Genomic DNA, 14,237 nt, shown 5'->3' on the forward strand with positions numbered 1-14,237 from the left:
CCCGGGACGGATCAGGGGACCCGGAAGACCGTCGCGACGAAGTGGACGCTCACCGTCAGCTCGGTGAGCGCGGCGAGGCGTTCCTGGCCGTCGCGCGGCGTGTTCCACCGGTAGGGGGTCATGCCCCAGACCTCATGGAGCTCATCGGCGCTGGCCAGGTGGACGGTGTCGGTGAACCGGCGCTGTTCCAGCACTGGCAGCGAATCGGCGAGCGCCACCTGCTCGTCGTGCGGGAGGTAGTGGGGGTACAACACCTGGCGGAGTTCGGCCAGGTGACTGTCGCCGGGCGAGACCACCAGGATCCTCCCTCCGGGCTGGGCGACGCGTGCGAATTCCGCCTCGTGGAGCGGCGCCATGATGCTGGTCAGCAGGCCGACGCCGTGGTCGCGCACGGGCATGTCGATCACCGATGCGACGGCCGTCAGGGTGTCGGGAACCCGCCGGGCGGTGGCCTTCACCGCTGGGCGAGAGATGTCGAAGGCCATCGTGGGGCAGCCGGTGGGCAGGGCGGCGACCATCGAGGCCGTGAAGGTTCCCTCACCGCACCCCACGTCGAGCAACCCGGCGACGGGTTCGGAGCCGTCCAGGTCTGCGACGAGTTGCCCGACGCCCCGGGTGAGGGCGTCGTAGTGGCCACGCTCCAGGAATCGCCGCCGGCTGGCGACCATCTCCGCGTCATCCCCGATCACGGCCTTGCGCGACTTGCCCGGCCGCAGCAGGTTCACGAAACCTTCGCGCGCCCGGTCGAAGCTGTGGCGATTGGGGCAATGCAGCGTGCGGTCCTCCACCTGCAGCCCCTCGTGACAGACGGGGCAGGCGGCGAGGGCATGGAGTGTTGACACGCCGCGAGCCTATCGAGCCGTGTGGTGCCCGCTGTCCACAGGAACAGCGCACCCGAGGATCTGTCCACAGCCGAGTCCCGCCTGAATCCTGGCGGCGCGGGATGGACAGGTTGTTGGTGAGTGGGCAGCACGAGGGTGCGCCCCCAGTCACAGGAGGAAGAATGCAGGACGCACTGATCAGCCTGAGCGGCAATGTGGGCACCGACGTCGAATTCAGTCAGGGGGAGGGCTGGCAGCTGGCGCGCTTCCGCCTGGCCTGCACGCCCCGTCGCAATCGTGAGGGGACGTGGGTGGACCTGGAGACGACGTGGATCGGGGTTTCCGTGTGGGGACGGATGGCCGAGAATGCCAAGACCTCGTTGGCCAAGGGAGACCCGGTGCTGGTGGTCGGACGCCTGCGCACCTCGGCGTGGGTGGACGCCGAAGGGGTGCGGCGCGAGCGGCTGGTGGTCGAGGCCACCGGGCTGGGCCACGACCTGGCGCGTGGGCGGACCGACTTCACCCGCAATGAGCGACGCGTCGTGGCGGAACCAGAGCGCAGCTTCGAGGAGGAGCCGATCGACGATGTGGACGCAGAGAGCGTGGACGTCGAGACCGGTGAGGTGGTGATGGCCGACGCGTGAGCGACGACGCTTGATGGGGGAGCGGGGCGCAACTGGCATACTGGGTGACGTTTGCTGCCCCGCTCGGGGCAGTCACCCACGCCCTCGATCGAAGGACATCCTGCCTGCCATGGCCGAGTTCATCTACACCATGCACAACGTTCGCAAGAAGATCGGCGACAAGCTGATCCTCGACAACGTCACGCTCTCGTTCTTCCCCGGCGCCAAGATCGGCGTCGTGGGCCCCAACGGCGCCGGCAAGTCCACCATGCTCAAGCTGATGGCCGGCCTCGACACCCCCAACAATGGCGATGCCATGCTCATGAAGGGTGCCACCGTCGGAATCCTCCTCCAGGAGCCGCCGCTCAGTGAGGACAAGACCGTCCTGGAGAATGTCGAGGAGGCCGTCGGCGAGATCAAGGGCAAGCTCGATCGCTTCAACGCCATCGGCATGGAGATGGCAGAGCCCGACGCCGACTTCGACGCCCTGATGGCAGAGATGGGCGAGCTGCAGACCGAGCTGGACAATGCCAATGCCTGGGACATCGACGCCCAGCTGGCCCAGGCCATGGAGGCCCTGCAGTGCCCGCCCGGCGACACCCCCGTGAACGTGCTCTCCGGTGGTGAGCGTCGTCGCGTCGCCCTGTGCAAGCTGCTGCTCGAGGCACCCGATCTGCTCCTGCTCGACGAGCCCACCAACCACCTCGACGCCGAGAGCGTGAACTGGCTTGAGGGCCACCTCAAGACCTACCCGGGCGCCGTCCTGGCCGTCACCCACGACCGCTACTTCCTGGACAACGTGGCCGAGTGGATCTGCGAGGTGGACCGTGGCCGCCTGCACCCCTACGAGGGCAACTACTCCACCTACCTGGAAACCAAGCGCCAGCGTCTGCAGATCGAGGGTCAGAAGGACGCCAAGCGCGCCAAGATCCTGGAGAAGGAGCTGGAGTGGGTCCGTTCCAGCCCCAAGGCCCGTCAGGCCAAGAACAAGGCCCGCCTGGCCCGCTATGAGGAGATGGCAGCCGAGGCCGAGCGCAACCGCAAGATTGACACCTCGGAGATCAACATCCCGGCGGGCCCGCGTCTGGGCAACACGGTCATCGAGGTGGAGAACCTCAAGAAGGGCTTCGGCGATCGCGTCCTGATCAACAACCTGTCCTTCAGCCTGCCCCGCAATGGCATCGTCGGCATCATCGGACCGAACGGTGTCGGCAAGACCACGATGTTCAAGACGATCGTTGGCTTCGAACAGCCCGATTCCGGCACCGTCAAGGTGGGCGAGACGGTCAAGTTCAGCTACGTCGACCAGAACCGCGCCGGCATCGACCCGAACAAGAATGTCTGGGAGGTCGTCTCCGACGGACTGGACTTCCTGAAGGTGGGCAACTTCGAGATGAACTCGCGCGCCTACGTGGCGAGCTTCGGGTTCAAGGGCCCGGACCAGCAGAAGCTGGCCGGTGTGCTCTCCGGCGGTGAGCGGAACCGCCTGAACCTGGCGCTGACCCTGAAGCAGGGCGGAAATGTCCTCCTGCTCGATGAGCCCACCAATGACCTCGACGTCGAGACCCTGTCGAGCCTCGAGGATGCCCTCCTCGAGTTCCCCGGCTGTGCCGTCGTGATCTCCCACGACCGCTGGTTCCTGGACCGCATCGCGACCCACATCCTCGCCTGGGAGGGCGACGACGAGGACGAGAGCAAGTGGTTCTGGTTCGAGGGCAACTTCGCCGACTACGAGGCCAACAAGATCGAGCGTCTGGGCGCCGACGCGGCTCGTCCGCACGCCTCCAAGCACCGTCGCCTCACCCGCGACTGATCGCAACAGGCCAGAAGATGGAAGGAGCCGCACCCCTGAGGGGTGCGGCTCCTTCGTTGTTGTGGCCCAGCGTCCTTGTGGCCCAGCCGTCATGGCGACGCGGGTCAGTTCCTGGTCGTGTCCAGACGGCATGTTCCGGTGCCGCCCGGCAACTGGTGACGGTGGCGGGCCACCCACCGGTAGACCGGCTCCGCCACCACCAGCACGAGCGGATGGCACAGTGCGCGGCCCACCAGTCCCAGAGTGCCGCTGCCTGTCGAGAGCGCCTCTCCGAAGGCTCGGGCACCGTGGGTCACCGTTGCGTCGGCGGCAACGAACGGAATCTCCTGCCAGGCACGATCCAGGTCCACACCGGCCTGCGTCAGCGACGCCGGTGACATCGGCCGCACGTGGATCGGTAGCCCCCAGCCCGCCACCACCGATGCAGCACGTGTGCAGAATCCGCAGTCCGGGTCGTAGAAGAGAGTGCCTCGCATATGGCCATTCTCACCCACGCGGATCCTGACAGTCGCGGTAGGCCGCGTCAGACGGCGACGCTGCAGCGCTGCTCGAAGCTGGTCACACGGTAGTCGTAGCGGTACAGATTGCTGACTCGACGCTCGTCGATGTTCAGGCTGTGCACCACGAAGCTGCCCGCGGCCAGATCCACGTCGGTCACCCGCACGTACTGGGTGGGGGAGTCCGGGTCGTGGTTGGCCTCCACCGCGGCGGCCAGCGACTGGGCCTTCCACATCAAGGAATCCATCACCACGGCGGTCTGGGTGGCGGTGCGCACCGTCGGATCGATGCTGACGGTGGCAAAGCAGTGCCGGGCATACGGGATGCCGACGTAGTCAGCACGTGCCGTGCTGGTGGTCAGGGGAACGGCCAGCAAGCCAAGGGTGGCCGCACCGGCAGCCAAGAGGGCGCGACGACGCATTTCTCTCTCCATCTCTGTGATGACAGGCGATCCCTGAAGGTCAAGGATTCGCCTCCATTGTTCGATGGTAGTGCCAACAGGTCGACCACCAGAATTTGCGTTCAGTTAAGTCCCGCCATGTGGCAGCATCAGCCAGGTGACCCGACGGCCCAGCATCCTGCTCGACACCCGCCCCTTCAAGGCATCCCGCCATTTCACCTGGATGTGGCTCGGTGCCCTCGTGGCCGGCGTCGGGAACTCGCTCACCGCCGTGGCAGTGGGCTTGCACGTCTACGAACTCACCCATTCAACCTTCGCGGTCTCCATGGTGGGGGTGATCGCGCTGCTGCCCACCCTGTTCGCCGGCCTGTACGGCGGCACCATCGTCGACCGGTATGACCGGCGCGTCGTGGCACTCCTGGCCGCCCTGCTGGCATGGAGCTCCACCGCGGTGATCGCCGCCCTTGCATGGCTGGACATGGAGACCATCTGGACGCTGTATCTGTTCTCTGCCCTCAGCACGATCGGCGCGACGCTGGTCAGCGCCTCCCGCCAGGCGATCATCCCGAACCTGCTGGAGGCCGAACTGCTGCCGGCGGCGGGTGCGCTGAACGGCATGAGCATGGGGCTGCAGATCACGCTTGGCCCCAGTCTGGCCGGACTGCTCGTGGCACGGTTCGGGTTCGCCTGGACCTACACACTGGACCTGGTGCTCTTCTGCGGAGCCTTCCTGGGGCTCGCAGCCCTGCCCGCCATGCCACCCGAGGCCGGGGGGCAGACCAAGGCCTGGGCGGCAATCCGGGAATCCTTCGCCTACATCCGCCAGACGCCCGTGGTGGCGATGAGCTTCGTCGTCGACATCATCGCCATGACCTTCGGCAACCCCCGCTCCCTGTTCCCGGCGCTCGGTGCCATCGCCATCGGTGGTGGCCCGGTGACGGCGGGAATCCTGGCCGCAGCCTCCGCGGTGGGTGCCGTGCTGTGCAGCCTGCTCAGCGGGCGAATCGTCGGCTGGAGCAGGCACGGGCGTGCTGTGAACCTGTCGGTGATCGCCTACGGGATCTTCACCGTCGGGCTGGGAGTGGTGGTGCTTCTGGTTCGCACTGGCCTGTGGCCGGGCGGGGTGGGAACGCCGGACCGGATGAATTCCTCCGCCATGTGGGCTGCGATGGTGATGCTGCTGGGGATGGGCGCAACGGACAATGTCTCGGCCATCTTCCGCAACACGATCCTGCAGCAGGCGGTGCCCGACCGGATCCGCGGCCGGATGCAGGGGATCTACATCATGGTGGTCACTGGCGGACCGCGCCTGGGTGACCTCTTCGTCGGCCTGTTGGCCATCGGCGCCGTGTGGGCCCCGCCGCTGGTGGGCGGTCTGGCCATCATCGGGCTCGTGGCCGTGCTGGCGCGGGCCGTGCCAGGATTCCACCGCTACGACGCGCATGCCAGCGCAGCCCGGACATGACGGTGGGCCCGCCCCCACCCCGGGACGGGCCCACCAGAGATCGGATCAGGGGCGAGTCTGGATCACGGCGAAGCAGTCCTGCTCCAGGATCTCCTCGACGCGGTAGTCAGAGAAGACGCCAGTGGCGACCCAGGTCTGGTCGTAGGTGTGCATGGCCTTCATGGTGCCGGTGGTGGGGTCGACCTCGGTGACGCTCAGGCCGGCGTTGTAGGCCTTGTTGGCCACGCGGGCCATGTTGTAGCGCAGCTGGGTGCTGGTGTACCCGTCGGTCTCGAACTGGACCTTGGTGTAGCACATGCCCTGACGCTGCGTGCCGTCGGGATCCAGAGCGGCCTGGGCGTTGCCGGCGGCCAGGGGGGCGGCCAGGAAGCCCAGGGCGACGGTGGTGGCGGCGAGCTTGCCGAATGCCTTCATGACGTTCTCCTTGATTCTCGGGGGTGCAGGAGGATCTCTGGTGAGAGAGTCTCTGTAGGGAAAGGATTGCCGCGCGTGGCGCCATCAGCTTCCCAATGTGTTGTGACTTCGCTCAAGCGTCATAAATTGCATTCAGTTCGGTTAACTCAGCTCCGGTCCTCGGGCATCTCGATCTCGCCCAGATCGCTCCAGCCGTCCTGGGGGATCTCGTAGCTGATGACCTTCGGCCGGTTGGCGGCGTACTGGCCCTGTTCCTTCATGGCCTTCTTGAAGTGCTCGCTGTTCACGTGCGCCGAGCCGGCCTCGCCGTCCTTGTAGGCCTCGATCAGGATGTACTCGTTGGGGTTCTCGACACTGCGCGACCAGTCGAACCACAGGCAACCGGGCTCGGCGCGGCAGGCGTCGGTGAACTCCTGTGTCAGCGACATGAAGTCGTCGGCGTACTCGGGCTTGACGTCCCACTTCACGGTGATGGTGATCATGCAGCCATTCTGCCCGGATCCTACGGGGCCGCGGAAAATGTCAGTGCCGAGTGGTGGACTTGGATCATGCAGAGGGAGGAGCCGTGAGGCTGGTCTATGTGGACGACTCGGGCGCAGAGATCTCCGGGATCGCCTGCTTCAGCTGGGTCGAGGTGCCGGAGGAGGCGTGGGCGCCGGTACTCGGTGCCTGGCTGGACTACCGCGATGAGCTGTGGCGTCATCATGGCGTGGGCAAGACCGTCGAGATCCACTCCACCAGCTTCACCAATGGCCGTGGTCGGCCGTCGTGCAATGACCAGCTCAACGCGTCCAAGCTGGCCCGACGGGAGGTCTTCGAACGGGGACTCGACGTCCTGGCCACCCAGTCCATGGTGCAGGTGGGCAGTGTCTTCGGCCGCACCCGAGGCCGTCGCGGCGAATACCGAGACGAGCGGATGCGCGTCTACCAGGAGATGGTCCTCCTGCTCGACGATCGGATGCGGCAACGAGGCGAACGCGCGCTCGTGGTGATGGACGGCGACGGCACGGACACCGGCTACGCGACGGCCCATCGGGCGCTACGTCGTAGTACCCGTCACGTGGTGGAGGATCCGATCTTCCAGCACTCGGACCGCAGTCACTGGCTGCAGATGGCGGACATGGTGGCCTACTCCGCCTACCAGGAAGTACTCGCCCATCCGGCCAAGGCCTTCAGCCACGCGTGGTATCCGCGATTTCGTGAGCAGGACGTTCTGGGTGGACCGTGCCAGGTGTGAGCCGGCCGGAAAAAGAAGCTGGACCCGTCTCCCTGCATGCACAGGACGGGTCCGCAACTCAAGGATAGGTCATTCGCCCGGCCGGTACATGCAAGGGCCAGTGTCAGTTGCAGCCCTCGGGGCCACAGGAGGGGCCAGTGGTGTCCATCCCGTCGATGCCGGGGACGGCCAACGGCTGGATCCTCGGATGTGACTCGTCCCAGACCTGCCTCAGGGCCTGCTCGAAGACCTCTGCGGGCTGGGCCCCCGAGATGCCGTACTTGTTCTCCAGGACGAAGAAGGGAACGCCCTGGATTCCCAGCTGGCCGGCCAGCTGGATGTCATTGGCCACGGCCTGGTCCAGTCGGTGCGCCTCGGGACTGTCGCCCACGGCGATGGCGGCCTTGTCGGCGTCCATGCCCGCCTGACCCGCGATCCGCACCAACACCTCGGGATCGGAGATGGACTCACCGTCGGTGAAGTGCGCCTTCAGCAGGGCGATCTTCAGCGTGCGTGCGACAGCGCCAGAGGGATCCTCGACCCGGGCCGCGTGCAGGAGGCGATGCGCACGGCGGCTGTTGGCCACCTGGACGGAATCGAAGTCCAGCACCAGACCCTCGGATGCGCCAGCCGCGCGCACCTGGCCGAACATCTGCTCCACCTGGTCCCGGGGCATGCCCTTGGTGGCAGAGAGGTAGTCCACCTCGGTGCCGTCGTAGGCCTCGGGCAGGGTGGGGTCCAGCTGGTAGCTGTGCAGGCGCACCTCAACCTGGTCCTTGTGCGGGAAGTCGTCCAGCACGCGCTCGAAGCGGGTCAGGCCGATGTAGCACCACGGGCAGGCAATGTCGGACCAGATGTCGATCTCCATACCGGGACAACCCGGACCGCGGTCCATTTGTTCCCGGGCCTCAGGTGTTCCCGGGCTTCAGCGGTGGGCGGCCAGGAGCTCACCCAGGGTCATCGCGTCGCGATCCTCCAGATCCTTGGCCTGCTTGCGGCAGCTGAAGCCGTCGGCCAGCACGATCGCGTCGGGATGGGTGCGCAGGGCCGGCAGCAGGTCGTGCTCGGCCACCTTCACGCTCACCTCGTAGTGGCCCTTCTCGACGCCGAAGTTGCCGGCCAGGCCGCAGCAGCCGCCCAGGGTGACAACCTCGGCACCCGTGCGGGCCAGGATCTCCGCGTCGGCCTTCCAGCCCAGCACCGATGCATGGTGGCAGTGCGGCTGCGCGACGATGGTGTGGCCCGACAGGTTGGGCAGCGCCAGATCATCCACGGTCAGCAGCAGTTCCGCCAGGGTGTGCATGCCCTGCGCGATGGCCTCCACCCGGGGCTCGTCGTGCAGCAACTCCTTGGCATCCGAACGCCACACCGCCAGACAGCTGGGTTCCATGCCGACAATCGGGATGCCCGCCTCGACGATGGGGTACAGCACTTCCACTGCCGCGCGGAGCTGCTTGCGCGCCCCGTCGAGCTGGCCAGTGGTGATCCAGGTGAGACCGCAGCAGGCATTCTCCTGCAGCACACGAGGCTCGAAACCGGCCGCCACCAGCGTCTGCACCAGACCCGCCAACTGGTTGCCCACGAAGGAGTCGGTGAACGAGTCCACCCAGATGACGCACTCCCGGCGAGGCAGGACACCCCCAGGCTCGGCCCCCGTTGGGCGGGTCGCCGCCACCATTCCTCGATCCTTTCGAGGGGGCGTGCCGTCGAGCGACTTGCGTGCGCTTCCGGCCACCCGGAATTCGGGCATCGGACGGCGCTGGTCGACGCCGGCCGCCCACCGGACCGCGTGCTTGAGGCCCGGCAGCTGGGTGCCCAGATTGGCGATCGCGCCAACCCCGGGCACCTTGGTCACCAGCCGACCCCAGCGGGGCAGCCAGCCCATCGCATAATGGCTCATCGGCCGCAACCGTCCCTTGTAGCTCTCGTGGAGCACCCGAGACTTGTAGCTGGGCATGTCGATGCCGGTGGGGCAGTCGTGCGAGCAGCCCTTGCAGCTCAGGCACAGGTCCAGGGCCTCGTGCACCTCGGGGGAGCGCCACCCCTGGGCAACCAGCGAACCGTTCACCATTTCCTGCAGCACTCGGGCCCGGCCGCGCGTGGAGTCCTTCTCGTCGCGGGTTGCCTGGAAGGACGGGCACATCACGCCGCCACCGGCCGTGGAATCGGCCAGACACTTGCCCACGCCGGTGCACTGGTGCACGGCCTTGACGAACTCGGGATCCTCCAGCCGCAGCGGGGAATTGACCGTCGCAGCCACGCGGATGTCGGCCTCGACCGGAACCGGGTCCACCAGGACGCCGGGATTGAGCAGGTTCTTGGGGTCGAAGAGCTGCTTCACCTGCCCGAACAGGGAGAGCGCCTCCGGCGAGTACATGGCCGGCAGCAGGGCAGACCGGGCCCGTCCATCGCCGTGCTCGCCACTCATCGAACCGCCATGCCGGGCGGCCAGCGCCGCGGCCTGCTCCACGAACTCGCGGTAGGCGGCCGGACCGTTGGGCTTGTCCAGCGGGAAGTCGATGCGGCAGTGCACACAGCCGTCGCCGAAGTGGCCATAGGGTAGGCCCTGCAGACCGTGCTCGGTCAACAGCGCGTCGAACTCGCGCAGATAGGCACCCAGGCGTGCGGGCGGGACGGCAGCGTCCTCCCAGCCGGCATAGGCCGGGTTGGCCAGGCTGACGCCGGCCAGGCCGGCGCCATCGGCCCGAATCTTCCACAGCTGGGCTGCCAACGCCCGGTCGTCAACCACCCATGCCTCCAGGGCATGGGCGGCGTCGGCCAGGGCCTGGCAGCGTTCCCGGACCTCGGTCTCGTCCTCGCCCACGAGTTCGACGAAGACCCAGCCGTCGCCGCGGGGCAGTGCGGGCAGGGCCGCGGCCCCGTGCTGGCGCTCCACCACGTCGTAGATGCGACGATCCATGCCTTCGCAGGCAACCGGTGCGAACTCCAGGATGGTGGGCATGTCATCGGCCGCCTCGGGCATCGACGCGTAACCCAGCGCCACCATCATGGAGACGGGGGCATCGGCCACCAGGCGCACCGTGGCGCCGGTGATGATGCCGAGCGTGCCCTCCGTGCCGCTGAAGAACTTCGCGACGTCGAAGCCCTTCTCCGGCAGCAGGTGCTCCAGCGAATACCCCGAGACCTGACGGCTGAAGTGCCCGAACTCGGTGCGGATCGTGCCCAGGTTCGTCGCCACCAGGTCGCGCAGGGCCGGAAGGGGAGTGGCATCGCTGCCACCCTCGCCCAGACGCACCAGCTCGCCGGTTCCGGTGATGACGTCGAGCGCCACCACATTGTCGGCGCTGCGGCCATAGCCCAGCGCGCGCGGGCCGCACGCATTGTTGCCGATCATGCCGCCGATGGTGCAGCGGGTGGCCGTGGACGGGTCCGGCCCGAAGCGCAGCGCGTGCGGGCGGGCGGCGACCTGCAGGTTCTGCTGCACCACTCCGGGTTGCACGACGGCGGTGCGCGTCTCAGGGTCGATGCCGCCAATGGCATTCAGGTGCCGGGCGACGTCGATCACCAGACCTTCGCCGATCGCATTGCCCGCGCAGGAGGTACCCGCACCACGGGGGACGATCGGCAGGCCAACGGTCAGTGCCGCCCGGACGACGGTGGTCAGCTCGTCAACGGTCCGCGGCCGGGCGACGGCCTGCGGGACCACTCGGTAGATCGAGCCGTCACTGGAGTAGATGGCCCGCGTCAGGGTGCTGGTGTCGGTGCACGCGGCGGCGCCGGGCTGGGCGAGGAATTCGTCGAGCAGGCTGGTCACGTGCTCAGTCTTCCACTGACAGGATGGCTTCCATGACTCGTCCCATGGCCTTGAAGTCCTCGGGGTCAGCGGCGTCGACGAGGATGCGGCGCACCGCGGCGACGTGGTTGGGGGCTGCCTCTTCCAGCAGCTTGTAACCGCGATCGGTGAGGATGGCCATCACACCCCGACGATCGTCGGGCGCGGCGCAGCGCTCAACCCAGCCGGACTTCTCCATGCGGGAGACGGCGTGGGTGAGGCGGGAGCGGGACTGGTGGACCAGTTCTGCCAGCTCGCTCATGCGGCACCGGCGGTTCTCGCTCTCGGAGAGCACCACCAGGATCTCGTACTCGGCAAGGTCGAGTCCATGACGCCGCAGGTCCTGGTCAAGGTAGTAGTCCACCCTGGCAGTGGCCAGCAGCCACTTGCGCCAGATCCGCTGCTGCTCGTCGTTCAACCAGAGGGAGTCGTCGGGGTCGGCCATGGGGTCACAATACCGACCGCCGGATGGGGGCCGATACCCTGCCCCCAAGGCGTGGGACTGCGCTGCGATGGGGCGCCGCCCGGCAGCTAGGCTTGCGGAGCGCTCGCAATCGTCGACGCCATTCACCCAGGAGGCATGAGCTCGTGCAGCATCCCGTCACCACGCTCGACGTCCCGATTCGCTGGACGGACCTGGATCTCCAGGGACACGTCAACAACAGTCTGGTGGTGGAGTACCTGCAGGAGGCCCGCAGCGGACTGATGTCCGCCGGCCCCAACCGGCACCTGGTCAGCAGTGGCGTCGTGGTCGTCGGTCACGTGGTGGAGTACGTGCGTCCCATCCTGTTCAGCGAGACGCCACTCAGGGCAGAGGTTGGCGTGTACGACGTCGGGGCTGCGCGCTTCCACGTGCAGTACGAGCTCTTCCAGGAAGGCCAGCTGTGTGCCCGGGCCAGCTCGACCCTGTGCCCCTTCGACTTCGAGGCCAACCGTCCACGACGGCTCACCGCCGCCGAACGGGACTGGTTCGTGCAGGTGGCGGGCCCGGCGCCCGAGCAGCGGGAGCTCGCGGTGCCTGCTCTGCAGGGACGTGGACACGTGCATCCCTTCACCGTGCGCTGGGGCGACGTGGACCGCTACGGGCACGTCAACAATGTGCGGCACTTCGACTACCTGCAGGTGGCCCGGATCGCGGCCACGACGGCCGCCGACAGCTCCATGGCCCGCGACGGGGGCCAGACCCGATGGGTGGTGGCCCGCCAGGACGTGGACTACGTCGGGCAGATCAGTCACCGCCCGGAGCCCTACGCGGTGCACACCGCCGTGGCCCGTGTGGGGACGACCTCGTACACGCTGGCCGCCGAGATCGTCGACCCGCTTGCCGGCGGTGAAGTCCTCGCCCGCGCCCGCACGGTGCAGGTCTGTACGGATCGCGACGGCAAGAAGAAGGAACTGCCCGCCAGCACCCGCGAGGCGCTGACGGGCCTGCTCATCAGCTGAGTCGCAGCCAGGCGGCCGTGTCGCCAGGCAGCCTTCCGTCGGCAAGGTCGCCCGTGGCCACCAGCAGATCGCCCTCCAGTTCCACCGGCTCGTCGCCGAAGTTCACGACGCAGCGCAGGCCGTTCCCGCGGGTGAAGCTGAGCACTTGGGCGGGGGAGTCCTCCCACACCAGCGTCCCGTCGCCCAAGTCGTCCAGCTCGCGCCGCAGCCGCAGCAGGGTGCGGAAGAGGTTCAGCGACGAGGTGAGATCCACCTCCTGCTTGTCCACCGTCCAGGCTGCCCAGTGCTCGGGCTGGGGGAGCCACGGGCGAGCATCCTCGCCGAAACCGAAGGGCTGTGCGTCACCCTTCCAGGGCAGCGGCACGCGGCAGCCGTCGCGGCCACGCACCGTGTGGTTCGAGCGAACCCACGTCGGATCCTGCAGGGCCTCTTCCGGAAGGTCCTCCACCTCGTCCAGACCCAACTCCTGACCCTGGTAGATGTAGGCGCCACCCGGCAGGGCCAGCATCAGCGCGGCAGCAGCGCGGGCCCGACGACGACCCAGCTGCACGTCGGTCTCCTGGCCGGTGAAGGCGTCCTGCCAGTGCGGGTCCTCCTCGTGCGGGGTCGACGAGAAGTGTCGCCCCGACTTGGGCTTTCCGTACCGACTGACGACGCGCATCACGTCGTGGTTCTCCAGCACCCAGATGGTGGGGGCGCCCACGGCCGCGTGTCCCTCGATGCCGGAGTCGATCGTGGTGCGCAGGCTCTCGGCGCTCCACTCGGACTCCAGGAAGTCGAAGCAGAAGGTGGTGTTCAAGCGATCCGGACGCACGTACTCCACCAGGCGGTCCAGCGGCAGGTAGGCCTCGGAGACGAAGATTCGGGCTCCCAGTTCCGTGCCCGCATAGGAGTCGGCAATCGCGCGCCAGCGGCGCTGGATCTCGGCCAGTTCCGGACGGTCCCACATGGGGGCCCCGACGGGCTTGGCGGTGGTGCCGAAACCGGTCTTGGGGTCGTGGGGAACGTCGGGCCAGCTGGTGTCCTTGAACAGGCTGTCGGCCACGTCAACCCGGAAGCCGTCGACGCCGCGGTCGAACCAGAAGCGCAGCACCCGGTCGAACTCGGCCCGCACGGCCTCGTGCTCCCAGTTCCAGTCCGGCTGTTCCGGAGCGAACATGTGCAGGTAGAACTGTCCCGGGGTGCCGTCGGCATTGGTGGTGCGCTCCCACATGGAGCCACCGAACAGCGCGCCCCAGTTGGAGGGGGGTTCATTGCCGTCGGGGCCAGTGCCGTCGCGGAAGATGAACAGGTCTCGCTCCGGGGAACCCGGTTCTGCGGCCAGCGCCTTCTGGAAGAGCGGGTGATCGATCGAGCAGTGATTGGGAACCAGGTCGATCAGCACGCGCAGGCCAAGGTCATGGGCCGTGGCGACGAACTCGTCCGCATCGGCCAGGGAGCCGAAGTCCGGATGGATGTCGCAGTAGTCGGCCACGTCGTAGCCACCGTCCCACAGCGGCGACGGGTACCAGGGCGAGACCCAGACCGCGTCGACGCCGAGGTCCTTGAGATGGGGGAGCTTGTCCACCATGCCTCGCACGTCTCCGGTGCCGTCATTGTTCGCGTCAGCGAAGCTGCGGGGATAGATCTGGTAGGTGACGGCGGAGCGCCACCAGTTCGCGTCGTCAGGAATCACAGGCCCACCCTAGGCGAACAGCACAAAGGGGAGGCATGCGCACCCTGGTGGCCGGCCCGCAGCCTCCGCGGGCGTA

General features: G+C 67.6%; 14 protein-coding genes. 5 read left to right on the plus strand and 9 right to left on the minus strand.

The features are described from left to right. Positions 1-11 precede the first annotated feature (11 nt). Complete coding sequence (locus ACTQ49_RS02300; RefSeq protein WP_441826223.1) at positions 12-842, minus strand: putative RNA methyltransferase; 831 nt, start codon at positions 840-842, stop codon at positions 12-14. A 161-nt stretch (positions 843-1,003) separates the two neighbouring features. Between ACTQ49_RS02300 and ACTQ49_RS02305 the strand changes: the two genes are divergently transcribed. After that, on the plus strand, positions 1,004-1,465 hold the full coding sequence (locus tag ACTQ49_RS02305) for a single-stranded DNA-binding protein (protein ID WP_441826224.1): 462 nt from the start codon (positions 1,004-1,006) through the stop codon (positions 1,463-1,465). Positions 1,466-1,574: 109 nt separating this feature from the next. Then, on the plus strand, positions 1,575-3,257 hold the full coding sequence (ettA, locus tag ACTQ49_RS02310) for an energy-dependent translational throttle protein EttA (protein ID WP_441826225.1): 1,683 nt from the start codon (positions 1,575-1,577) through the stop codon (positions 3,255-3,257). 104 nt (positions 3,258-3,361) lie between these two features. Here ettA and ACTQ49_RS02315 read toward each other — a convergent pair whose 3' ends face one another. Both ACTQ49_RS02315 and ACTQ49_RS02320 read right to left on the minus strand, forming a co-directional pair. Next, positions 3,362-3,733: a thiol-disulfide oxidoreductase DCC family protein gene (locus ACTQ49_RS02315; protein ID WP_441826226.1), complete on the minus strand. Its 372-nt coding sequence runs from the start codon at positions 3,731-3,733 to the stop codon at positions 3,362-3,364. A gap of 47 nt (positions 3,734-3,780) precedes the next feature. Continuing rightward, positions 3,781-4,176 (minus strand): hypothetical protein, encoded by a 396-nt coding sequence (locus ACTQ49_RS02320; RefSeq protein WP_441826227.1) that lies wholly within the window; start codon positions 4,174-4,176, stop codon positions 3,781-3,783. Positions 4,177-4,312: 136 nt separating this feature from the next. Here ACTQ49_RS02320 and ACTQ49_RS02325 point away from each other — a divergent pair, with 136 nt between their 5' ends. Further along, positions 4,313-5,620 carry an MFS transporter gene (locus ACTQ49_RS02325; RefSeq protein ID WP_441826228.1) on the plus strand — a complete coding sequence of 436 codons (1,308 nt, stop codon included), beginning with the start codon at positions 4,313-4,315 and terminating at the stop codon, positions 5,618-5,620. Positions 5,621-5,665: 45 nt separating this feature from the next. Here ACTQ49_RS02325 and ACTQ49_RS02330 read toward each other — a convergent pair whose 3' ends face one another. After that, positions 5,666-6,034, minus strand: coding sequence for a hypothetical protein (locus ACTQ49_RS02330; RefSeq protein WP_441826229.1), 369 nt, complete (start codon positions 6,032-6,034; stop codon positions 5,666-5,668). Between the two features lie 146 nt (positions 6,035-6,180). Beyond that, the gene (locus ACTQ49_RS02335; RefSeq protein ID WP_441826230.1) at positions 6,181-6,516 is read right to left on the minus strand and encodes a putative quinol monooxygenase; all 336 of its coding nucleotides are present in this window, start codon (positions 6,514-6,516) and stop codon (positions 6,181-6,183) included. A gap of 83 nt (positions 6,517-6,599) precedes the next feature. On the opposite strand from ACTQ49_RS02335, the gene ACTQ49_RS02340 reads away from it, so the two are divergent. Then, positions 6,600-7,271, plus strand: a complete 672-nt coding sequence (locus ACTQ49_RS02340) for a DUF3800 domain-containing protein (protein WP_441826231.1) — start codon at positions 6,600-6,602, stop codon at positions 7,269-7,271. 103 nt (positions 7,272-7,374) lie between these two features. Here ACTQ49_RS02340 and ACTQ49_RS02345 read toward each other — a convergent pair whose 3' ends face one another. From ACTQ49_RS02345 to ACTQ49_RS02355, 3 genes are read right to left on the minus strand one after another with little or no spacing between them, the layout of a single operon-like run. Further along, the gene (locus ACTQ49_RS02345; RefSeq protein ID WP_441826232.1) at positions 7,375-8,118 is read right to left on the minus strand and encodes a DsbA family oxidoreductase; all 744 of its coding nucleotides are present in this window, start codon (positions 8,116-8,118) and stop codon (positions 7,375-7,377) included. Positions 8,119-8,175: 57 nt separating this feature from the next. Further along, positions 8,176-11,025 (minus strand): FAD-binding and (Fe-S)-binding domain-containing protein, encoded by a 2,850-nt coding sequence (locus ACTQ49_RS02350; RefSeq protein ID WP_441826233.1) that lies wholly within the window; start codon positions 11,023-11,025, stop codon positions 8,176-8,178. 4 nt (positions 11,026-11,029) lie between these two features. Next, a complete protein-coding gene (locus ACTQ49_RS02355) occupies positions 11,030-11,488 on the minus strand; it encodes a MarR family winged helix-turn-helix transcriptional regulator (RefSeq protein ID WP_441826234.1) in 459 nt (152 codons plus the stop codon). A gap of 143 nt (positions 11,489-11,631) precedes the next feature. On the opposite strand from ACTQ49_RS02355, the gene ACTQ49_RS02360 reads away from it, so the two are divergent. Further along, entirely contained in the window at positions 11,632-12,486 is an 855-nt protein-coding gene (locus tag ACTQ49_RS02360) for an acyl-CoA thioesterase (protein WP_441826235.1), read from the plus strand. On the opposite strand, the gene ACTQ49_RS02365 is transcribed toward ACTQ49_RS02360, so the two are convergent. Beyond that, a complete protein-coding gene (locus ACTQ49_RS02365; protein WP_441826236.1) occupies positions 12,479-14,161 on the minus strand; it encodes a glycoside hydrolase family 13 protein in 1,683 nt (560 codons plus the stop codon). The genes ACTQ49_RS02360 and ACTQ49_RS02365 overlap by 8 nt on opposite strands. Positions 14,162-14,237: the final 76 nt, after the last annotated feature.

It is taken from the genome of Luteococcus sp. Sow4_B9, from assembly GCF_052116585.1.
Taxonomy (GTDB): Bacteria; Actinomycetota; Actinomycetes; order Propionibacteriales; family Propionibacteriaceae; genus Luteococcus.